Source organism: Bradyrhizobium sp. Arg237L (assembly GCF_029990105.1).
Classification (GTDB): Bacteria; Pseudomonadota; Alphaproteobacteria; order Rhizobiales; family Xanthobacteraceae; genus Bradyrhizobium.
In genome coordinates, this window is sequence record NZ_JAQMIL010000041.1 from 1 (window position 1) to 19,680 (window position 19,680).

General features: G+C 62.9%; 19 protein-coding genes and 1 pseudogene. 14 read left to right on the forward strand and 6 right to left on the reverse strand.

From position 1 onward, the window contains the following. A pseudogene (locus OZ411_RS23675) lies at positions 1–198 on the forward strand (LysR family transcriptional regulator); the annotation flags it as partial. A gap of 298 nt (positions 199–496) precedes the next feature. On the opposite strand, the gene OZ411_RS23680 reads toward OZ411_RS23675, so the two are convergent. Further along, the gene (locus OZ411_RS23680) at positions 497–1,402 is read right to left on the reverse strand and encodes a LysR family transcriptional regulator (RefSeq protein ID WP_282529885.1); all 906 of its coding nucleotides are present in this window, start codon (positions 1,400–1,402) and stop codon (positions 497–499) included. 125 nt (positions 1,403–1,527) lie between these two features. Between OZ411_RS23680 and OZ411_RS23685 the strand changes: the two genes are divergently transcribed. Together OZ411_RS23685 and OZ411_RS23690 are read left to right on the forward strand one after the other, a co-directional pair. Beyond that, positions 1,528–1,950, forward strand: a complete 423-nt coding sequence (locus OZ411_RS23685) for a DoxX family protein (RefSeq protein ID WP_282529886.1) — start codon at positions 1,528–1,530, stop codon at positions 1,948–1,950. Between the two features lie 40 nt (positions 1,951–1,990). Further along, positions 1,991–2,863: an NmrA family NAD(P)-binding protein gene (locus OZ411_RS23690; protein ID WP_282529887.1), complete on the forward strand. Its 873-nt coding sequence runs from the start codon at positions 1,991–1,993 to the stop codon at positions 2,861–2,863. 484 nt (positions 2,864–3,347) lie between these two features. Here the strand turns inward: OZ411_RS23690 and OZ411_RS23695 are convergent, their stop codons facing one another. Further along, positions 3,348–4,088: an SDR family oxidoreductase gene (locus OZ411_RS23695; protein WP_282529888.1), complete on the reverse strand. Its 741-nt coding sequence runs from the start codon at positions 4,086–4,088 to the stop codon at positions 3,348–3,350. Between the two features lie 181 nt (positions 4,089–4,269). Here OZ411_RS23695 and OZ411_RS23700 point away from each other — a divergent pair, with 181 nt between their 5' ends. Continuing rightward, the gene (locus tag OZ411_RS23700) at positions 4,270–4,836 is read left to right on the forward strand and encodes a TetR/AcrR family transcriptional regulator (protein WP_130582019.1); all 567 of its coding nucleotides are present in this window, start codon (positions 4,270–4,272) and stop codon (positions 4,834–4,836) included. A gap of 339 nt (positions 4,837–5,175) precedes the next feature. Here the strand turns inward: OZ411_RS23700 and OZ411_RS23705 are convergent, their stop codons facing one another. Then, positions 5,176–6,150 carry a LysR family transcriptional regulator gene (locus tag OZ411_RS23705; RefSeq protein ID WP_282529889.1) on the reverse strand — a complete coding sequence of 325 codons (975 nt, stop codon included), beginning with the start codon at positions 6,148–6,150 and terminating at the stop codon, positions 5,176–5,178. An 86-nt stretch (positions 6,151–6,236) separates the two neighbouring features. Between OZ411_RS23705 and OZ411_RS23710 the strand changes: the two genes are divergently transcribed. From OZ411_RS23710 to OZ411_RS23720, 3 genes are read left to right on the forward strand one after another with little or no spacing between them, the layout of a single operon-like run. Next, on the forward strand, positions 6,237–7,067 hold the full coding sequence (locus tag OZ411_RS23710) for a class I SAM-dependent methyltransferase (protein WP_282529890.1): 831 nt from the start codon (positions 6,237–6,239) through the stop codon (positions 7,065–7,067). 11 nt (positions 7,068–7,078) lie between these two features. Beyond that, positions 7,079–7,603 (forward strand): hypothetical protein, encoded by a 525-nt coding sequence (locus OZ411_RS23715; RefSeq protein ID WP_130582016.1) that lies wholly within the window; start codon positions 7,079–7,081, stop codon positions 7,601–7,603. Beyond that, positions 7,593–8,957, forward strand: coding sequence for an MFS transporter (locus tag OZ411_RS23720; protein WP_282529891.1), 1,365 nt, complete (start codon positions 7,593–7,595; stop codon positions 8,955–8,957). Before OZ411_RS23715 ends, OZ411_RS23720 begins: the two co-directional genes overlap by 11 nt. A gap of 815 nt (positions 8,958–9,772) precedes the next feature. On the opposite strand, the gene OZ411_RS23725 is transcribed toward OZ411_RS23720, so the two are convergent. After that, a complete protein-coding gene (locus OZ411_RS23725) occupies positions 9,773–10,603 on the reverse strand; it encodes a DUF3313 domain-containing protein (protein ID WP_282529939.1) in 831 nt (276 codons plus the stop codon). A 107-nt stretch (positions 10,604–10,710) separates the two neighbouring features. On the opposite strand from OZ411_RS23725, the gene OZ411_RS23730 reads away from it, so the two are divergent. Both OZ411_RS23730 and OZ411_RS23735 read left to right on the forward strand, forming a co-directional pair. Further along, the gene (locus OZ411_RS23730) at positions 10,711–11,286 is read left to right on the forward strand and encodes a TetR/AcrR family transcriptional regulator (RefSeq protein ID WP_282529892.1); all 576 of its coding nucleotides are present in this window, start codon (positions 10,711–10,713) and stop codon (positions 11,284–11,286) included. 48 nt (positions 11,287–11,334) lie between these two features. Next, positions 11,335–11,799 (forward strand): Rrf2 family transcriptional regulator, encoded by a 465-nt coding sequence (locus OZ411_RS23735; RefSeq protein WP_282529893.1) that lies wholly within the window; start codon positions 11,335–11,337, stop codon positions 11,797–11,799. A 110-nt stretch (positions 11,800–11,909) separates the two neighbouring features. On the opposite strand, the gene OZ411_RS23740 is transcribed toward OZ411_RS23735, so the two are convergent. Continuing rightward, complete coding sequence (locus tag OZ411_RS23740; RefSeq protein WP_282529894.1) at positions 11,910–12,794, reverse strand: SDR family oxidoreductase; 885 nt, start codon at positions 12,792–12,794, stop codon at positions 11,910–11,912. A gap of 93 nt (positions 12,795–12,887) precedes the next feature. On the opposite strand from OZ411_RS23740, the gene OZ411_RS23745 reads away from it, so the two are divergent. Beyond that, on the forward strand, positions 12,888–13,736 hold the full coding sequence (locus OZ411_RS23745) for a helix-turn-helix transcriptional regulator (protein ID WP_282529895.1): 849 nt from the start codon (positions 12,888–12,890) through the stop codon (positions 13,734–13,736). A 96-nt stretch (positions 13,737–13,832) separates the two neighbouring features. Beyond that, positions 13,833–15,053, forward strand: coding sequence for an MFS transporter (locus OZ411_RS23750; protein WP_282529896.1), 1,221 nt, complete (start codon positions 13,833–13,835; stop codon positions 15,051–15,053). Between the two features lie 28 nt (positions 15,054–15,081). On the opposite strand, the gene OZ411_RS23755 is transcribed toward OZ411_RS23750, so the two are convergent. Next, the gene (locus tag OZ411_RS23755) at positions 15,082–15,543 is read right to left on the reverse strand and encodes a hypothetical protein (protein ID WP_245476615.1); all 462 of its coding nucleotides are present in this window, start codon (positions 15,541–15,543) and stop codon (positions 15,082–15,084) included. A 72-nt stretch (positions 15,544–15,615) separates the two neighbouring features. On the opposite strand from OZ411_RS23755, the gene OZ411_RS23760 reads away from it, so the two are divergent. The 3 genes from OZ411_RS23760 to OZ411_RS23770 all read left to right on the forward strand — a co-directional run bounded on the left by OZ411_RS23760 (position 15,616) and on the right by OZ411_RS23770 (position 19,571). Next, complete coding sequence (locus OZ411_RS23760) at positions 15,616–16,056, forward strand: hypothetical protein (RefSeq protein ID WP_130581751.1); 441 nt, start codon at positions 15,616–15,618, stop codon at positions 16,054–16,056. A 28-nt stretch (positions 16,057–16,084) separates the two neighbouring features. Continuing rightward, positions 16,085–16,753 (forward strand): isoprenylcysteine carboxylmethyltransferase family protein, encoded by a 669-nt coding sequence (locus tag OZ411_RS23765; RefSeq protein WP_130581752.1) that lies wholly within the window; start codon positions 16,085–16,087, stop codon positions 16,751–16,753. Between the two features lie 331 nt (positions 16,754–17,084). Continuing rightward, entirely contained in the window at positions 17,085–19,571 is a 2,487-nt protein-coding gene (locus OZ411_RS23770) for a DEAD/DEAH box helicase (protein ID WP_130581753.1), read from the forward strand. Positions 19,572–19,680 lie beyond the last annotated feature (109 nt).

Sequence of the window (19,680 nt, forward strand, 5' to 3'; positions counted from 1 at the left end):
CCGTGCTTCGTCGGCGATGCCGACCCGCTGCTGGTGAGGGTGCCGGGCACCGACCTGCACATGTACGGAACGGTCTGGCTTCTCACACAGGGGGAGACACGGAAGACGAAGCGCGTGCGGCTCTTCGCGGAGTTCGTATCCCGCAGGCTCGCCGCGTACGCTCCGCTTCTCGCCGGGCTGTCCCTATCGCGCGACTGACGCGCGGTGGGTCGCCGGCGACGCTTGCCATAATCCAGTCGGAAGCCTAGCTGCGATCGCTCCAAGCGAAAATCGCGGGTCAATCCCTCGCGCTGCTGACGGTAGTCTTCGGCTATGTCGGCGCTGCGGCGTTGCCAGTGGATTCGAGAAAAGTGGACCGATCGATATTGATAGTTGCTGAAAGCGGCACGGCAGCAAGTGGTCTTCCCGGATATCTATTGCGCGTCGGAGGCTCGGCTCAGTGGCCTGAAATTACTCCGCCGTTGACATCGAGGGCCGGACGAAGATGTTCGGCTCGCTATTCCAGATACGGCGTCAGCACATCTTCGATCCATTTCATGAATGCACGCACTCGGCGCGACAGATTGCTCCGATGTGCTACGACGAGGGACACGGCGAGCGGCCGGCGACGAAAATCGGGTATGATCTCCACAAGCGCTCCACTCTCCAAGTATCGGCCAATCCCCAAGAGTGGCGCCTGAATCAGGCCAAGGCCGGCGAGGGCAGCGGCTTCGTAGGTCTGCGCGCTGTTGACGTGTAGCGCACCTGGCAACTGAAGCGTCGCGTAGCTGTCGCCGTCCGGATATTCCCATCCATAGGGTCTTGCGCCCAGCATCGTCGAAAAATGAATTGTCCGATGTTCCTGACGCTGGAGATCTTCTAGCGATCGAGGAACGCCATAGCGCGCCAGATAGGCGGGACTGGCAGCGTTGACCATACGCAACAGGCCCAGCGGGCGGGCAATCAGCGTCTCGTCCCTGATGGGACCAAGCCGCAATACGCAGTCAAATCCCTCTTGAACCAAATCAACTTGCCGATCCGTACTCGACACCTCCAACTCCAACTCGGGGTGAGTCGCCATGAAATCCGGCAAGGCCGGCACGATCGTTGTGCGCGCCACCTCGGTCGGAAGATCGACCCGTAAGCGCCCGCGAAGTACCACTCGATCGCTCGCGAACATTGAGTGCAGATCATCAACTTCAGCAAGAAGATCGCGGGCGCGGGCATGAAATGCGCGTCCGTCCTCCGTCAACTGCACGCTGCGCGTCGTCCGGTGCAGGAGCCTGACACCGACATCTTCTTCCAGCTTCCGGACCGCGGTCGAGGCTCTCCCCTTTTGGATGCCCAGCCTATCGGCCGCGTGGGTGAAGCTCCCCATTTCCGCGACCGTTATGAAAATGAGGATGGGTTCGAGATTCTGCATTTTCGAGCCTTCGCATTGTTCACCGCGTGAGGAACAGTGAGTTCATTTCCTCGGCATTTATCACACGCAGGAGACACAGTAAGTAGGGGGCCTCGAAGACAGGTGACCCTCGCGGAGAACGCCAAGTGTCTGAAACTATGAACCTTCATCAGGCGCCGGAAGTCATGAACTTGCATCGCGCCCTGTGGGCCGGCCGGATAATGACCGCAGCTGTCGTTGTCGCTCTGGTGGCAGACGGCACTATTCAGCTTTTCGCGCCGGCACAGATCGCGAGCATGTTGCAGGAAACCGGGTTTGCGATGGACCTGAGCCGTGTCGTAGGTCCGATCATCCTCGCCTGTGCCATCCTTTACGCCGTCCCGGCCACCGCCGTCCTCGGCGCGATCTTGGTCACGGGCTTTCTGGGCGGCGCCATCTGTGCCCATGTCCGCATCGGTGAGTTGGGATCGCCACCGGAACTCATTTCCCTGTTGCTGGGCGCGCTGACATGGGGCGGCCTCTACGCGCGTGATGCCCGTGTCCGGGCCCTTTTGCCGCTCATCCGCTGAACCAACAGGGGGCTCTGCCCCCAAGATCAGGAGAAAATACATGTTTTTAGTAATGGGAATCACGGGAAAAGTTGGCGGCGCAACGGCAGAACATCTGTTGGCGCACGGCAAGGAGGTACGCGCGCTGGTCCGCAATCGCGAGAAGGCGACTAACTGGGTGAACCAGGGCGTGGAAATGGTAGACGGCGATTGGAATGATCCGACAGCCATCGAGCAAGCGCTCAAAGGCGTCGACGGCGCGTTCGTCATGTTGCCGGCTGTCTGGGCGCCGTCGCCCGATTACAAAGAAGCAAAGGGCGTGATTGCAAACTATGTCGAGGCGCTCACCAAGGCAGCGCCGCCGCGAGTGGTTGCGCTTTCGTCGATGGGCGCGAACAGAACAAGCGGGCTCGGGATGATCACGGCCTTGTCGCTTCTGGAGCAAGGTTTTCGCGACCTGACATCGCCAACCGCGTTTGTGCGCGCAGGTGGATTCTTTGAAAATTTTCTCTACGGCTTGCAGGTCGCCCGGGGCGGAACGCTACCGGTCTACTACAATCCGACAAACCGGAAATCGACCATGGTCGCGACGAACGACATCGGCGCGGAGGCTGCAACCCTTTTAACCGGGCCAGCATGGTCAGGGCAGCGCGTCCTCGAGCTTGGTTCGATGGTCAGCGCGGATGAAGTCGCGGAGCAATTGGGTGAAGTCCTGAATCTCGACGTGAAGGCCTTTGCAGTCCCGCGTGCAGGATGGGCGGAAGCGTTCGAGCGATTCGGCATTCCGAAGGGCCACACCGGACCTGCCGAAGAAATGTTTGAGGCCGTGAATGCAGGATGGATGGACCTCGGAGTCGAGGGTACGGAGCACGTAGCGGGTACGACGTCCGCACGCGATGTATTCGAGGCCGCGCAGAACGCCGCCAAGGCGTAAGCCGCAGCGGCGGCATGCTCGCGTAGCCGACCCTTTTACGGGTTGATGGCGTCAAGCGATCAGTCGGACCAAGGATCAGCGCAGAAAAGCTGGGTTGGTGCTCAGCCGACGGGAGTTGACGGGCTCGAAGCGCCTAACAGGTGAGTTTGCTTTGACAGTGGCCTCAGGCAGGCCTTGCGGGCCTAGTTCAGGTTTTGCAGCTGCTGCGCGGCGGTCGCCGTGTCACGGCATCGTGCAGCAGCTCTGCGACGCTTTCGAGGTCCCGGGCGTTAATCGCCGCAATGTAGTGACCATAGAACTCCTTGAGGTCCGTATTTGACATTAGAGCATGATCCGGAAAAGTGGACACCGGTTTTCCCTCGCGACAAACGCGAAGCGTTTGCGCGGAGATCATGCTCAAACAAAGAGCTAGAGCGCGATGACGATTCGAAGAAAAGTCATCACGCTCTAGTCTGCTCCTTTGTTGCAATCAGTTTGCGGGCCTTCAGGCCAACAGCCCACCATCGACGTTCACGATGGTCCCAGTGATCTGGCGGGCGGCGGGACTTGCGAGGAAGGCGACGGCGGCGGCGATATCCGCAGGCGCGCCATAACGGCCCAACGGGATGAGGCTGCGCTGGAAGTCCGAGAACTCACCGTCCGCGGGGTTCATGTCGGTGTCGGTTGAGCCCGGCTGGACCAGATTAGCCGTAATGTCGCGTGGCCCAAGCTCGTGCGCCAGACCGCGGGTGAAGGACTGCAGCGCGGACTTGGTCATGAAATAGACCGTACCGGTCGCCCCGACGATGCGCTCTGCGCCGGCGGAACCGATGGTGATCACACGGCCGCCCGCGCCAAGGTGGGGGATGGCCGCTTGCGTGACGAGTACGGGGCCGCGGACGTTGACTGCGAGAAGCGCGTCGATGTCGTCCACCTTGAAGTCGGCGATCGTATCGTAGAGCGCGATGGCGGCGTTGTTGACGAGAATGTCCAGCCCCCCCAACGCTCCGACGGCCTCATCGACGGACCGTCTATTGGCGACCGGATCGGCGCTGTCGGCCTGGATGGCTACGCCACGGCGGCCATGCCGCTCGATCAACGTCACCACCGCTTGGGCGCGCTCGGTGGCGTGCTGAAAGGTCAGGGCGACGTCCGCACCGTTCTCAGCGAGCACGAGCGCGATGGCCGCCCCGATCCCCCGAGAGCCACCGGTCACAAGTGCCCGTTTTCCGGCCAAACTGATCATCATTCGTCCTTTTATGCAGTGATCGTTGCATATTTCATATTTCCTAGAATCGTTGCGCAGGGGCGTCAATATGTTTATGTAGTGATCGATGCAAAAAAAGGATCAGTGCTCATCAGAATGCGCACGCCGTGGACGTGGTCGGCCGCGCGCGTTTGACCGTGAAGCCGCGCTGGCGCAGGCAATGAAGCTGTTCTGGATCAAGGGCTACGAGGGGACTTCGGTTGCAGACCTAACGGAGGCGATGGGCGTGGGTTCGACCAGTCTCTATGCCGCCTTCGGCTCGAAGGACGAGCTGTATGCCGAAGCGCTTCGCTTCTACTCCGCGACCTATGAGGACTTGGTCCTAGGGCGGTTTCGCAAGGCCGCCACGGCGCGCGACGCGGCGCTGGCGTACCTGCGAGACTCCGCGGCTGCAATGACGGGATCGGATTGCGACCTGCCTCACGGATGCATGGTCACGCTGGCGACGGTTGGAAGCGATGGCCACACCGAACTGGGCGACCTGATGCGTACGGCACGGGGTGGCGCGTTTGATGTGCTCACGGCTCGTTTGGAAAAGGGCGTCGCAGAAGGGGAGCTGCCAAAATCTCTCGATGTCGCCAAGCTCGCGAGGTTTCTGCAAACTGTGCAGAGCGGGATGGCGATCCGAGCCCGTGACGGCGCCGACAGGGCCGAACTCCAGGCTGTAGCCGAGATTGCCATGGCTGGGTGGGACGGTATCGTCTCCAGCGAGCGTCGGGCGGATTAGTTTTCCGCCTCAGCTCGAAGAGCTGAGGCGGAAAGCGTAATCAGCCATTCCTCGCACCAACCATGGTGGGTTACACCTTCTCTCTTCACGCGTTGAGACGATGGACGCCGGTACTCGGCTAACTATCCTAGACAGCTCGGGCATGTCGTGCCGCGAGAATGCGGACGCGCACCCCCTCACATACTCCCCGTCATGCCCCGCGAAGGCGGGGCATCCAGTATCCCGCGGCTTCTCGGTTCAAGCTCTGACGCCTCTGGAATACTGGATCGTCCGGTCAAGCCGGACGATGACAGCGGAGAGCTGTTTGACAATTGCATCAGAACCCACCAGGTCGCCGGGTCAACTGCTGTTCGCACGGTTGAGCTTGCGTGATCCCCTCGCGGTCGTGCCGCCGCGCGGCACATCAGCGCTCTCGCTTTTCACGTGCTCGATGAATGCACGCAGTTTGGGCAGGACCTGACGTTTCCCTGGATAGTACAGAAAGACCCCCGGCACGGTGACGGCGAACGGCGTCAGTAGCGCTTGCAATTGGCCTTCAGCCATTGGCGCTCTGGCAAGCGGACCGGGCAGTTGCGCGAGGCCCAAGCCTTGTATCGCCGCTTCGAGGAGTGTGGGGTAGTCGTGGGCAATCAGCGGTCCCGAGACGATCGCCTCCACCGTCCTGTTGCCGTCGACAAAGGGCCAGGGCGCAATCGACCCGTTCGAGCGGCGCATGCGCAGGCAGGCGTGGTCTCGCAGATCGTCGATGCGCTCCGGCTGTTGCCGTCGCCGCAGATATTCGGGGCTGCCGACGACCACCCACGGGAACGGCGGCGTCAGCCGCACCGCGACCATGTCGGCGGCGATGAACTGGCCCAGCCGGATGCCTGCATCAAACCCTTCGGCCGCAAGGTCGACCAGTTCCGCGCTTGCGGCGATCTCCACTTCGACTTCGGGATAGGTCCGGCAGAAGGATGCGATCAGCGGCTCCAACAGAAACGGCACCACCGCGCGCGGCACCGAGAGGCGCAATAGTCCGGCCGGGCGCTGCCCCAGCTCACGTGCGACCTCGCTTGCGGCGACGAGCTCGGCGAAGGCGGGCTTCGCGCGCGAGATGAATCGCTCACCGGCTTCGGTCAGACCGACGCTGCGCGTGGTGCGGACGAACAGCGCCGCACCGACGCGCGCCTCCAAGGCGCGCACGGCCTGGCTGATCGCCGATGGAGTGACCCCGAGTTCCGCGGCCGCTTTGCGGAAGTTGCGGTGCTGCGCGACACTCAGGAACGCCTCCACGCCGTCGAGCGCGCCGTGCCTGACTGTGAAGTTGTGCTTCATGGCTCATCGACATTATCGCGGATAGTCGCTCGCCGGAAGCGGTCGTATTTATGCGGTGAGACCTGACGCTTTAGGAGAGTGTTGCGATGACCGATATCCTCAATGGCGTGCGCGATCACTATCGCGCGACCGGCCTGACCGAGCGGCTGAAGACGGCGCTCGTGGCGTTCGGGCCGGAGAAACAGCGGCTGATGCCGCAGCAGCTGGCCGCGCTCGACCAGTTTCACACCCGCGGGCTCGCAGCGACCGCCGAGCTTGCCAGGTTGGCCGGAATTGCCGCCGAGATGTCGGTGCTGGACGTCGGTTCGGGCGTCGGCGGGCCGGCGCGCTTTTTGGCCGCGACCTATGGCTGCCGGGTGACGGGCGTCGATCTCAGCGACCCATTCGTGGATGCGGCGCGCTATCTGACCGAGCGAACGGGGCAGGGTGAGCGGGTGTCGTTTGAGACAGCCAGCGCGCTGGACCTTCCGTTCGACGACGGCCATTTCGACGTCGTGCTGTTGCAGCATGTGGCAATGAACATCTCTGATCGGGCGCGGCTCTACCGCGAGATCCGGCGCGTGCTGAAGGCAGGCGGCAGGTTTGCAATCTACGATGTCGTGCTGAACGACGGCGAGCCGCACTATCCCGTTCCCTGGGCACGAACGCCGGCTACAAGTTTTCTTCTGACCGCCGCCGCGACGCGCGAGGCGATTGAACCAGCCGGTTTCCGCAACGTCGCATGGCGAGACGACACAGAGGCCGCCAAAGCCTGGATCGCTGAGTTGCGTGCGTCGGGTCCGCCGCCTTCGCCCAATCTCGGCGTGGTGATGGGGCCGGACTTCGCGCAGCTTGCAGCCAACTTGGGACGAAACTTGATGGAGGGCCGGGTCGGCATCCTGAGCGCAGTGTTCGAGGCCGCGTCGGTCAACACCTGATAGGAGGTCCAATGTCTCCGGCAACCGTTTTCCAGATACATCTCGTGATGGGCTACGTCCCGTGGCTGCTTTGCTTCGGCGCGTATGTGTGGCCCAAGCTCAAGGCGATGGACCAGGTCGAGGCGCAACGCGCCATCGCAACCCTGCACAGCTTCCGCTTCTTCGGCCTCGTCTTCCTCGTTCCCGGCGTCGTCGGCCCCAATCTGCCGGCTGGCTTCGCCACCTTCGCCGCCTACGGTGACCTCGCAACCGGGGTGCTGGCAATCATGGCGCTTGTCACGGTCAACATACGTCCGCTGTTTTGGCTGTTCGTCGTCGCCTTCAATCTCGTCGGCGCGGCCGACATCATCGTCGACTACTACCACGGCAACGCGGTCGGCCTAGCCGCGCTGGCGGGGGAGTTGGGCGCCACTTACGCGATCCCGATCATCTACGTGCCTGTGCTGATGATCACGCACGTCGCTGCATTCTATTTGTTGGCGCGTGGTCAGGTCCGGGCGGCTCGCACTCTCCCGAGCTGGTCCAATGCGCGCTAGCGACCGCAGCCGCGCCTGGATCGTGGTGGTGCTGCTCTTCATGTTCATGGTGATCAATTTCGCCGACAAGGCGGTGATCGGGATCGCCGCAGTGCCAATCATGCAGGAGCTGCAACTGGGCCCGCGCCAGTTCGGGTTGGTCGGTTCCAGCTTCTACTTGCTGTTCGCAGTCTCGTCAGTCGCGACCGGCTTTCTCGTCAACCGGGTACAGACGCGCTGGGTGCTATTGGCGATGAGCTTCATCTGGGCGCTGACGCAGTTTCCGATGATCGGCTCGGTTGGGTTGGAAACCCTGGTGGCATGTCGCATCGCACTCGGGATCGGTGAAGGTCCGACAGCACCGGTGGCGCTGCATTCCGCCTACAAATGGTTCCCCAACGAAGTGCGCACCCTTCCGACTGCTGTCATTCTGCAAGGCGGGGCGATCGGCGTCCTGGTGGCATTGCCGCTGCTGAACTGGATCATTGTGCGTTGGACCTGGCATTGGGCGTTCGGCTCGCTCGGCCTGGTCGGCCTCGTTTGGTGCGCGTTGTGGCTTGTCTTCGGCCGCGAAGGGGCGTTGGACACCGAGAGCGCAAAGCCAAAGGAAGCAGCGCAATCGTCCCTACGGGTCGGCTACGCGCAATTGCTGCTGAGCCCCACGATCTTGGCGTGCTGGGCGGCGTCGTTCGGGGCCAACTGGGCCCTGTCGCTGGCGCTCTCGTGGCAAGGCGCTTATCTGGTCAAGGGTCTTGGCCTTGCGCAAAGCTCGATCGGTTTCCTGGGAGCGCTGCCCGCTGGTGGCAGCGCGGTCGCGATGCTTGCGACCGGCTGGTATTCGCAACGCCTGCTGTCACGCGGCGTATCGAGCAGAGTGGCGCGCGGCATCCTCGGCGGATTGAGTGTCGTCCTTGGCGGCGCTGCGCTGGCGCTGCTGCCGTACGTTCCGGGCATCCCCGTCAAGATTGCCCTGACAACACTCGGGGTGGCGCTGCCTTCGGCGATCTACATCATCAGCAATGCCGTCGTTGGTGAAATCACTCCGGTAGCGCAACGGGGCGCACTGCTCGCGATCGGCACCGCAGTTGCGAGTTCAGCCGGTCTGCTCGCACCCTATGTCATGGGCAGTGTTATTGAGAGCGCCACGACACCGCTCGACGGGTTCAACACCGGCTTCTTCATGTGTGGGGTCATTATGCTGGTGGGTGGCGTCATCGCCATCGCGTTCGCAAATCCCGAGCGCGAGGCAAAACGGCGGTCGAGGCGGGGCCGGCCGCTCACGCATGCGCAGGCGGAGAAATGGATTCCGGGCTCGATGCGGAGCCTGTCACCGGGCCGCGCTTTGCGCGGACCCTGTGGCATCACCCCGGAATGACAAGCGTGGATTTGGCGCGCGGCGTGCGACAAATCAACCCGACGGGCAAATCACCAAAAGTCTGTCTATCCCATCTCGCAAAAATAAACCGCTTAACCCGTCGGGCAAATCATCGCTATGACTCCGCGCGTCTCACGGCGGATGAGGGGCGGGTCGCGATCGTCACGAACGTTGCGGTGGGATGCGGTGGACGAGGGTGTCGCGACTGACGAGCGTGGCACTCGCGGACGGCGAAGTCGTGTGGTCCTGGCGCCCCGACGCTGGCGCTAAGCTCGCGAGCAGCAACAGCTGCCGCGGGTGACGGTGGCAAAAGAGCCCGGTCACCGGGGAGAGCACGAAGTAAGCCGTAAACCATCGCGCAGGGAAAGCCGGAATGCTTCGGTTGAACCTGTGGTCCTACCCCCGTGCTTTTTGTTGCACGGGACCCATGGGTGCAACCAGCACCCGGCTTTCCCTGCGCCCTCTGATCTCGAGGAGGGTGGAAAGTGAAGCAAACCTCGGGCGCAACGCGCCGCGAGAATGCGGACTCACATCCCCTCACCACACTCCACCGTCATGCCCGCGAAGGCGGGCATCCAGTAACCGGCGGCCTCTCGGCTCAAGCACGACTGCCTCTGGAATACTGGACCGTCCGGTCAAGCCGGACGATGACAGCGGAGAGCTGTTTGAAATTTGAATCAGGCGACGCCGCAGGGACAACAGTCGTAGGATCGGTAGAGCGCAGCGAAACCCATCAATTCGCACGGCTTGCTCCATCGCGATGGGTTTCGCTGTGCTCTACCCATCCTACGGCCTGTCGTGACGGTGCAGGTATCTCAATCGCGGGCGACCCGCGGGGTCTTGTCGGTCCACTCCGGAGGGGCGCCGATCTTGCCGGCGACAAGTCCCATGAGGCCGGGCGCACGACCAAAGTTGTCGCATGTGGCATATTTCGGTTCGCCGCCCAGCCACGATTGCACGCGCTGACCGGAGGGCAGCGAGATATCCAGGGCGCCCGGCTCCTTGCCGGTGGCGAGCATCCGCGAGAACTCGTTGCCGAACTTGGTTGCCAAGCCATAGGCGTCGCCGACTTCGGAAACGCGAGGGTTGTCCATGATCGAATTTGCGCCACGGGCCCATACCATCGCAGCGCGCTGCACGCCGCTCCTGTCGATGGCTTCTGCCTCGACGGCAAGGCCACCCAGGCCGATGGGAAGACGCGGAACGCTGACCGGCAAGGCTGCGCCGGTGCCCAAGGTCACCGCGGTCGACACGCCGGCTGCGGCCTTGTCGGTCGGCAACACGTCGGTGACGACAGTTCGAACGTTCAGGTCGGCAGGTTCACGTGGTGAGACGATTTGAAACTTGTCGCTCAGCGCGACACAGACCTCGCGATCGAGCGCGTTTGCGACCAGCGCGCGATCTTGCGCCGTCTTCACCTGCGCCAACGCACTATGGGCAAAAGTCGTCGGAACGATGCGCACAGTCTTCACGGACGCCAATGCGTTGGCGTCGACGTAATTCCTCGACTTCGAGAGCATGCCCTTCTGCTCTCCCAGATTGTTGTACGTTGCCAGCGTGCCCGCCGTTTTCTGAGGCATGGAAGCGCATCCGGCCACCATCAGAGCGAGTGGCAGAGATACAGTTCGCAACCGCGAATGGGGCATTCTTGTCACAGCGCGGCTCCGGGCATAAGATGCATTGATGCATCTAGTCGTAACCGCAACTTGGAGTCAAGATGCATTAATGCATCTTATTTGGAGTGAGTATAATTATGGCCGAGCGACGTCGTGGCGGGGAGTTGGAAGAGGCAATCCTGGAGGCCGCGTGGCTCGAACTGGCCGAGCGCGGTTATGCCGGGCTGACGATGGAGGCGGTCGCGGAAAGGGCAGGGACGAGCCGTCCCGTGCTTGCGCGCCGATGGGACGGAAAGGCGCCGCTCGCCATCGCGGCCATTCGGCGGCAAATGGCGAAGCACCCACTGGAGGTGCCGGATCGGGGCGATGTGCGAACGGAGTTGCTGGAGTTTCTGAAGCGGGCGGCTGATCGCGCCGCCGGAACGGCGGCGGCCTTCACCCTGTTTTCGAGCAATTATTTCTCGGAGAACTGGTCGACACCGAAGGATCTGCACGCCGCCCTCATCGAAGGTGGAGCACGACCTTTTTCGGTGATTCTGGAACGCGCCGTGAAGCGCGGTGAGATCGATGCAGCAAAGCTGACGCCTCCGGTGGCTTCTCTGCTCGGCGACCTCTTTCGGTACCACGTCATCATGAACTTTTCGGCGCCGCCGCCGTCCCTGCGGAAAGCCTGGGTCGACACCGTGTTCCTGCCGTTGGTCCAGGTCAGGTAGGCGAGGCGGTGCTTGATCGATAAGTGGCCATGTACTATTTGATGTTACATGAGACGAGATAGCCGGTTATCTGGGGTGCTCCACGTGCTGCTGCACATGGCCGAGCACGGTGGCCCCGTGACATCAGAGGTGCTGGCGAAAGCGATGTGCACCAATCCGGTCGTGATCCGGCGGATCATGGCGGGGCTGCGCGACTGCGGCTACGTCCGATCCGAAAGGGGGCATGGCGGCGGATGGGTGCTGGCGCGCAATCTGGAAGAGGTGACGTTGCGCGATGTCTATGACGCGCTGGGCTGCCCGTCATTGCTTGCGATGGGCAATCGGACCGATGCGCCGGACTGCCTGGTCGAACAGGCCGTCAATGCCGCGCTCGACAAAGCGTTTCATGATGCGGAGGCGCTCCTGCTCGCGCGTCTCGGCGAAGTTTCGCTGGCGATGCTGAGCGCCGACTTCCATGCGCGACTTTCGGCCCGCAAAGGCGCGCGCCGAACGGAGATCGATCATGTCCACTGAAGACGGCGCGAAGTTCTTTCTGAGCGCCTTCTCCGATCCGCAAGCCGTCCGAACAGATGCTCGATCTGGCAGCGCGCAGCACTGGCATTGGGGATGAAATGGAGTCCGGCTCAGCCCTCGAAATAACAGGGTTGGTCGAGATCGGCGATCAGCCCCGGCTGCTTCGGCTCCCAGCCAAGCAATGCGCGGGTTCGCGCGCTGGAGGTGGGGACGTCGGCGCCTGCGAACTGTGCGAACCAGCCGAAATGCCCGGCCGCCTCTTCGGGGGATTTGCTGACGACGGGCACGTTCAGGCGGCGGCCGATCACCGCGGCGATCTCCTTGAACGGCACGCCTTCTTCGGCGATCGCGTGAAACGGACCTCCGGCTGCACCGCGCTCCATCGCGAGGCGGTAGACACGGGCGGCGTCGAACCGATGCGCGGCCGGCCAGCGGTTGAGGCCGTCACCGACATAGGCCGAGACGCCTTTCTCTCGGGCGATGCGGATCAGGATCGGAACGAAGCCGTGATCGCCCTGGCCGTGGGTCGATGGCGGAAGACGGACGACCGAGGCGCGCACGCCGCGCGCAGCCAAAGCGGCGGCCGCAACTTCCGACTTGCGCGGGAAGTTGGCGGCGTGCGGATCTTCCTCGGTCGCAAGGCGCCCCGGAGCCAGCAGCGCGACACCGCCGGTGACGAGCAGGGGACGTTCGGAGCCCTCGAGCACGGCGCCGATCGCCTCGATGGCGCGCCGGTCCATCTCGCAGTTCTCGATGAATTTCGAGAAGTCATGGTTGAAGGCCAGATGGATCACGCTATCAGCCGCCGCCGCACCGCTGCGCAGGCTGTCGTGATCTTCGAGCGATCCGCGATGCACTTCCGCGCCGGCAGTGGTGAGGGCCGCTGCTCCCGTATCCGAGCGGGTGAGACCGATCACCCGGTGGCCGGCGGCGATCAGTTCGTGGACAACGGCGGAGCCAACGAATCCAGTGGCGCCGGTAACAAAGACACGCATGAGGAAGTCTCCAGAGTTAAGCCGGAGCGCACTGTCCGCGTGAGCGATATCCTGGTAAAGTAGTGATGTTATCAGGGTATAATGGCTAACAGGATGAGCATTTCAGCCGCGAACGAGAACCTGCTCGGGGCGTACTTGAAAGACCGCCGCACCAAGCTCGATCCCGCTGCGTTCGGCTTGTCCGGGACACGGCGGCGCACTCCCGGGCTCCGGCGGGAGGAGGTGGCCCAACGCGCCAACATCAGCGCGACCTGGTACACATGGCTGGAACAGGGGCGAGGGGGCGCGCCATCGGCCGACGTGCTCAATCGCATCGCCCGCGCGCTGATGCTGACGGAGGTCGAGCGCGAGCATCTCTTCCTGCTCGGCCTCGGCCGTCCGCCCGAAGTTCGTTACCAGGCGACCGAAGGCGTGACGCCGCGGCTGCAACGCGTGCTCGATGCGCTCGAGGTCAGTCCGGCGCTGGTGAAGACCGCGACCTGGGACGTCGTCGCCTGGAATTGCGCAGCGGCCGTGGTGCTGACCGATTACGGATCGCTGCCGCCGGAGCAACGCAACATCCTGCGCATGATCTTCTGCGATCCGCGCGTGCGTGCCGCGCAGTTCGATTGGGAAAGCGTCGCGCGGTTCGTGGTTGGTGCATTCCGGGTCGATGCGGCGCGCGCCGGCGCCACCGAGAAGGTCGGTGCGCTCGTGGAAGAGCTCTGCCGGCTGAGCCCCGAATTCGAGGCGCTGTGGCGCGCCAACGACGTCCACGGTTACGGCGAGGGCGTCAAACGCCTGCGGCATCCGATCCTTGGGCCGATCAGTTTCGAATATTCGGCCTTCGCCGTGGACGGCCGGCCCGATCTCGGCATGGTGGTCTACAATCCGGCGACGCCGGCGGACGCCGAACGCGTCAGGTCGCTGATCGAATCGAGATCGGCTGATAGCCGGGAATGAGTTCGCAAAAAAGTGAGCTGGAGCGAGCCTCCGCATGTCGACTTTGGCGCCTCGCGTTCGTCTTGGAGCCAGGGATAGCTGCTGTGGAGACAGGGAATGAAGGATGCTCACTATCGCTGGGTGATTGTCGGAGCCGGCGGGCTTCTGGGCTGCGTTGCCATCGGCGGGATGTTCTCGCTGCCGGTTTTTCTGCTGCCGATCACGCGGGACACCGGCTGGTCGGTCACCGGCGTGTCCAGCGCCATGACCATCGGCTTCCTGGCGATGGCGTTCACGAGCATGATCTGGGGAACCCTGTCCGATCGGCTCGGACCGCTGCCGGTGGTGCTGACCGGGTCGATCGTGCTTGCGGCAAGCCTGGCGCTGGCCAGCCTTGCCTCATCGCTGGTCGCGTTTCAATTCATCTTCGGCCTGATGGTGGGCGGCGCGGCCGCCGCGATCTTCGCGCCGATGATGGCCTGCGTCACCGGGTGGTTCGACACCCATCGCAGCCTTGCCGTGTCACTGGTTTCGGCAGGAATGGGGATGGCGCCCATGACCATGTCGCCGCTCGCCGCCCGGCTCGTCTCGATCCATGACTGGAGAACCTCGCTTCAGATTCTTGCCGTCGTCGTCGCCTGCATCATGATTCCCATATCGTTGCTGGTGCGCCGCCCGCCGGCGCTTGAGCGCGAACACGCGCCTGCCTCCGGCGAGAGCGAGCCGCAGCCGGCGATGTCGCTGGCGCAAGCGCTGCGCTCGCCGCAGTTCATCGTTCTGCTCGCGACAAATTTCTTCTGCTGCGCCACCCATTCGGGGCCGATCATCCATACCGTGAGCTATGCGATAAGCTGCGGGATACCGATGATCGCCGCCGTCACGATCTACAGCGTGGAAGGTCTGGCGGGGATGGGCGGCCGTATCGCGTTCGGCCTGCTCGGCGACCGCTTTGGCGCCAAGCGCGTGCTGGTCTCAGGGTTGTTCGCCCAGGCATTCGGCGCGCTCGCCTACGCCTTCGTGCGCGAGCTTACCGCATTCTACGCCGTGGCGGCGGTGTTCGGCTTCATCTATGCCGGCACCATGCCGCTCTATGCCGTGCTTGCGCGGGAGAATTTTCCGTTGCGGATGATGGGCACCGTGATCGGCGGAACGGCGATGGCAGGCAGCCTGGGCATGGCAACGGGGCCGGTGGCGGGAGGTTTGATCTACGACACCTTCGCCAATTACGCATGGCTTTACATCGGCTCCTGGGCCGTTGGACTTGGCGCCTTCCTGATCGCGTTGACGTTCAGGCCGTTTGCCAAGGTCAAAGCCGAGCCCGCGCCAGTGCCGGCGTGAGGAGGAACTCGATAGATGCGTTGGCGATCTAGCGCGTCTTCCTTGTGCGCCAGCGCTTCAGCGCAGCTTCCATCGACTGGCGGATCGTCATGTGGAATTCGGCCATCTCCTCCATGCGACTGCGCGTCTTTCCGCGGGCAGCGATGCCCGCGCCCTGCTTCAAGAGTTCGGCGAGCGCATCGAGCAGGCGATTCTGCTCGGTCAGCATACCCTCGTAATTGTCGGACACTTCATAGAGCACACGTTTGCTGCCGCGTTGGCCGTGGCGGCGCGCCAGCGTGTATTTCTCCAGGAGCCGGGCGGCGACGCTGGCGGTGCTCTTGCTCATCTCGAGATCGGCCGCCATGCGGTCGAGGCTGACCGGCTCCGGGAACAGCAGCAGATAGCCGTAGAGGCGGGCGGCCGCCTGCGGAACGCCCCAAGGCACCAGCAGCCGCGCCACGTCTTCGATGAAGCGCTGTTCGGCGCCGGTCGGACCTTTGTTTGACATATTCGGCATTTCCCGAATATACTGAATATTGCGGATTTGTCCAAAGATGGGGCGACAGAGCGGAGAGCTGCCATGGTCGCCACGCCTGAGTCTTGCGCCCGAACCCGCGCCTTCGCGCGCGTCATGGGCCCCTGGTTCGTCATCGTTCCCGGAATCATCCTCCTGCGCGCACCGGAGATGGGCACGTTTGCCGCCACGTTCTTCGAGAACCAGTTGTTTCCCTGGTTTGCTGGCGCACAGCTGCTATTCCTCGGACTCCTGATCATCGCCCTTCACCCATATTGGTCGAGCGCGCCGGCGGTGATCATTTCGCTTTTCGGCTGGATCCTGGCGCTTCGTGGCGTCGTGCTGATGGCGGCGCCGCAACTGATCGAGCGCGGCGCGGCTGCGTCGGTGAACCTGCTGCCGCTGGTGCGGTTCGGATTCGGCGCGCTCGTCGCGATCGGTCTCTATCTCACTTACGTCGGCTGGATGGCCAAACCCGTCGCATCGGTCGCGATCAACGGCCCATGAACGGGCGCCAATCATCGGGAGCCATGTCATGGTGAAAGTCACCCTTCAGATCGTGGTCTGGACCGCGATCGTGGCCGCCATGATCCTGTGGCCGGCCGGCACCCTGGCTTATCCCGGAGGCTGGGCGTTCCTCGCCGTATTCGCGATCGGCGGCCTTGCGATCACCCTGTGGCTCGCCAAGCGCAATCCGCGCCTGTTGCGCGAGCGCATGAGTTCGCCGGTGCAGCGTGACCAGAAGCTGTGGGACCGGATCTGGCTGACGCTCTTCATCGTGCTGTTCTGCGCCTGGATGATGTTCATGTCATGGGATGCCGCGCGCACGGGATTTACCGCGGTGCCGGTCTGGCTGCAGGTGGTTGGCGGCGTCCTGACCGTGCTCTATCTGCTCGGCGTGTGGTGGACCTTTCGGGAAAATACCTTTGCCGCCCCCGTGGTGAAGATCCAGGAGGATCAGCGGGTGATCGATACCGGCCCGTACGCCATTGTCCGGCACCCGATGTATGCGAGCGCTTTGCTCCTTATCGTCGGTCTGCCGCTGCTGCTCGGCTCCTGGATCGGTCTTGCGATGTCGGTGGTGTTCATTCTCGGCATCGCATGGCGAACCCTGCATGAGGAGGGCGCATTGAGGGCGGAGCTCAAAGGTTACGATGAGTACGCCGCGCGCGTGCGCTATCGGTTCATCCCCTCGGTCTGGTAGCCTCGGTCATTGACGATGGCGCAAACAGCCGCGAAAACCGGGGCAGGGCCGCCCGTTTTGTGAAGCCGGCGGCTAGCTGTCGTCTCATGACGCGCCGAAAGAAATTGGAACGGAAGCAGCCATCAGTGCCGCTGGAACTTGGTCCGGAAAAGTGAAACCAGTTTTCCGTCGCGACAAACGCGAAGCGTTTGCGCGGAGATCATGCTCAAACAAAGAGATGAGATCATGATCACATTGCGTCCAATCGGATCATGATCTTATGTGATAAGAGCGGAATGCTGAGAGGCCAAATCAATGTGTCACGCGAAACCTTCCAGATGGACGTAATTCGATGAGATCCACGCGCCTGAAACCGGCAACCAAGCCGGGCAAAGAACCCAAGCTCTCGCGCACGCAAGCACCTGGAGATTTGTCCCCGGTGGACTGGCAGCGCGGCTTGCGACGCCAGTTTGGCCGGGAGCAGGCCTTCGGGCTCGAGAATCTGGGCAGCGAACCGTACTTCTCCGAGTTTCGGGTCAGCAATCCCGCATCGGAATCCAGCTATCGCGTTGCGATTCGAGGGTTGGGACCCGGTGGCAATTTCTGTTCATGCCCCGACTATGCCACCAGCGAGTTGGGAACATGCAAGCACATCGAATTCACGCTTGCCCGGCTTGAGAAAAAGCGCGGCGCCAGGGCGGCGTTTGCGCGCGGCTACCAACCTGCATTTTCCGAACTGTATTTGCGCAATGAGGGCAAACGCAGCGTGTATTTTCGCGCCGGAACGGATTGTCCGCCGGCGGTGAGCAAGGCCGCCGGCGAGTTGTTCGACGTCGCACGCAACGGAATCCTGCCAGAGGAGCGCTTCGGCGAACTTGAACCGTTCATGGCCGTGACATCGAAACACGGTCATGAACTCCACGCCTATGACGATGCGCTCGATTTCGTCGCAGGAAGGCGCGATGCGGATCGGCGGGCGTCAAAACTCGAGCAGTTGTTCCCCCGTGGTGCCGCGGATCCCAAGCTTCTGGCGCTTCTGAAGGTGCCGCTCTATCCCTACCAGGCTGAGGGCGCGCTGTTCGCGGTGCGGGCGGGTCGGGCGCTGATCGGCGACGAGATGGGACTGGGCAAGACCATCCAGGCGATCGCGGCGACGGAGATATTGGCGCGGCATTTTGGCGTCTCGAAAGTCTTGGTGATCTGCCCGACTTCGCTCAAGTACCAGTGGCAAAGCGAGGTAACGCGTTTCTCGGGGCGACAGGGCGAAAATGCGGCGCGCGTCATCAGCGGTGGCCGGGCGCAGCGGCAGAAGGAGTACGCCCTGGACGATTTCTGCAAGATCACGAATTACGAGAAGCTCAAGCCCGATCTGGACCTGATCGCCGCCTGGGCGCCCGAACTGGTCATCGTCGATGAAGCGCAACGTGTGAAGAACTGGAACACCATTGCGGCGCGCGCCTTGAAGCGCATCGATAGTTCCTATGCGATCGTGCTCACCGGGACGCCTCTGGAAAACAAGTTGGAAGAGTTGATCTCCATCGTTCAGTTCGTCGATCAACACCGGCTTGGACCGACCTGGAAGCTGCTGCACGAGCATCAGGTCAGGGACGAAGCCGGGCGTGTCACCGGCTATACCGGATTGGAGAAGATCGGCCAAACGCTCGCACCGGTCATGATCCGCCGCCGCAAATCCGAGGTGCTGCGGCAACTGCCGAGCCGGACCGATCAGAACTTGCTGGTGCCGATGACCGAGATGCAAATGCTGCACCACCGGGACAACGCGGATCAGGTGGCGAAGATCGTCCAGCGCTGGCGCAAGACCAGGTTTCTGTCGGACAAGGATCAGCGGCGGCTGGCCTGTGCGCTACAGAACATGCGCATGTCGTGCAACAGCACCTATCTGCTGGACCAGGAGACCGACCACGGAGTCAAGGCCGACGAGTTGGCGGCGCTGTTCGATCAATTGTTCGCCGAGCCCGACGCCAAGGCGGTCGTATTCTCGCAGTGGACGCGGACCCACGACATCATCATCCGCCGCCTCGAGGCGCGCGGGCTGGGCTACGTCAGTTTCCACGGCGGCGTGCCATCGGACAAGCGGCCGGCGCTGGTCGCGCAGTTTCGTGACGATCCTGCCTGCCGCGTCTTCCTGTCCACCGACGCCGGCAGCACCGGGCTCAATTTGCAGCATGCCTCGACACTGGTGAACGTGGATTTGCCGTGGAATCCGGCGATCCTTGAGCAGCGCATCGCGCGCGTCCATCGCCTGGGCCAGGCCCGGCCGGTGCGGGTTATCAATTTCGTGGCAAAGGGCACCATTGAGGAGGGCATGCTGTCGGTGCTGGCCTTCAAGCGCTCGCTGTCGGCGGGAATTCTCGACGGCGGCAGCGGCGAGATTTCGCTCGGCGGATCGCGTCTCACTCGCTTCATGAAGGAGGTGGAAAACGTCACTGGAAACATGGGTGACGGCGAGACCGTGACGCCAGCCGAGGAAGTGAGGAATATCCCTGCGACCGATGATGCCGAAGCTGTGGAAGATGCAGGTGCATTTGTGGACGTTGGTGCCGGCAAGATGGCGATCGTGCGGACTGATGGTTCCGGAGCGCCGCCGCACGGCGGAGGCTCCGATCCGTGGCAGGCGCTGGTGCAGGTTGGCGTGCAACTCATGGGCGCTCTAGCCGCTGCCAACGATCCGGACGCTCCGAGTCATCCATGGATTGAGCGTGATCCGACCACCGGTGTGCAAAACCTCAAAGTGCCGCTGCCTCCGCCGGAAGCTGCAACACAACTTGCCAGTGCGCTTTCCGCGCTCGCGGAAAGCTTGCGGAGCAGGAATACTTGACAGAGCCGCGGACGGATTTTGATGAGGCGGCCGACGGTTGGCGTTTTCGAATTTGCGGCCGCAGAATTGTACGCTATCCTTTAAGCGAATGATCGAGCGGGGTGGGCCT

What these genes read in the sequence shown, in the direction of transcription:
- OZ411_RS23680 (WP_282529885.1), bottom strand. Translation starts at nt 1,402, where the DNA reads ATGCAGAATCTCGAACCCATCCTCATTTTCATAACGGTCGCGGAAATG.
- OZ411_RS23690 (WP_282529887.1), top strand. Translation starts at nt 1,991, where the DNA reads ATGTTTTTAGTAATGGGAATCACGGGAAAAGTTGGCGGCGCAACGGCA.
- OZ411_RS23695 (WP_282529888.1), bottom strand. Translation starts at nt 4,088, where the DNA reads ATGATCAGTTTGGCCGGAAAACGGGCACTTGTGACCGGTGGCTCTCGG.
- OZ411_RS23700 (WP_130582019.1), top strand. Translation starts at nt 4,270, where the DNA reads ATGAAGCTGTTCTGGATCAAGGGCTACGAGGGGACTTCGGTTGCAGAC.
- OZ411_RS23705 (WP_282529889.1), bottom strand. Translation starts at nt 6,150, where the DNA reads ATGAAGCACAACTTCACAGTCAGGCACGGCGCGCTCGACGGCGTGGAG.
- OZ411_RS23710 (WP_282529890.1), top strand. Translation starts at nt 6,237, where the DNA reads ATGACCGATATCCTCAATGGCGTGCGCGATCACTATCGCGCGACCGGC.
- OZ411_RS23715 (WP_130582016.1), top strand. Translation starts at nt 7,079, where the DNA reads ATGTCTCCGGCAACCGTTTTCCAGATACATCTCGTGATGGGCTACGTC.
- OZ411_RS23720 (WP_282529891.1), top strand. Translation starts at nt 7,593, where the DNA reads ATGCGCGCTAGCGACCGCAGCCGCGCCTGGATCGTGGTGGTGCTGCTC.
- OZ411_RS23725 (WP_282529939.1), bottom strand. Translation starts at nt 10,603, where the DNA reads ATGCCCCATTCGCGGTTGCGAACTGTATCTCTGCCACTCGCTCTGATG.
- OZ411_RS23730 (WP_282529892.1), top strand. Translation starts at nt 10,711, where the DNA reads ATGGCCGAGCGACGTCGTGGCGGGGAGTTGGAAGAGGCAATCCTGGAG.
- OZ411_RS23735 (WP_282529893.1), top strand. Translation starts at nt 11,335, where the DNA reads ATGAGACGAGATAGCCGGTTATCTGGGGTGCTCCACGTGCTGCTGCAC.
- OZ411_RS23740 (WP_282529894.1), bottom strand. Translation starts at nt 12,794, where the DNA reads ATGCGTGTCTTTGTTACCGGCGCCACTGGATTCGTTGGCTCCGCCGTT.
- OZ411_RS23745 (WP_282529895.1), top strand. Translation starts at nt 12,888, where the DNA reads ATGAGCATTTCAGCCGCGAACGAGAACCTGCTCGGGGCGTACTTGAAA.
- OZ411_RS23750 (WP_282529896.1), top strand. Translation starts at nt 13,833, where the DNA reads ATGAAGGATGCTCACTATCGCTGGGTGATTGTCGGAGCCGGCGGGCTT.
- OZ411_RS23755 (WP_245476615.1), bottom strand. Translation starts at nt 15,543, where the DNA reads ATGTCAAACAAAGGTCCGACCGGCGCCGAACAGCGCTTCATCGAAGAC.
- OZ411_RS23760 (WP_130581751.1), top strand. Translation starts at nt 15,616, where the DNA reads ATGGTCGCCACGCCTGAGTCTTGCGCCCGAACCCGCGCCTTCGCGCGC.
- OZ411_RS23765 (WP_130581752.1), top strand. Translation starts at nt 16,085, where the DNA reads ATGGTGAAAGTCACCCTTCAGATCGTGGTCTGGACCGCGATCGTGGCC.
- OZ411_RS23770 (WP_130581753.1), top strand. Translation starts at nt 17,085, where the DNA reads ATGAGATCCACGCGCCTGAAACCGGCAACCAAGCCGGGCAAAGAACCC.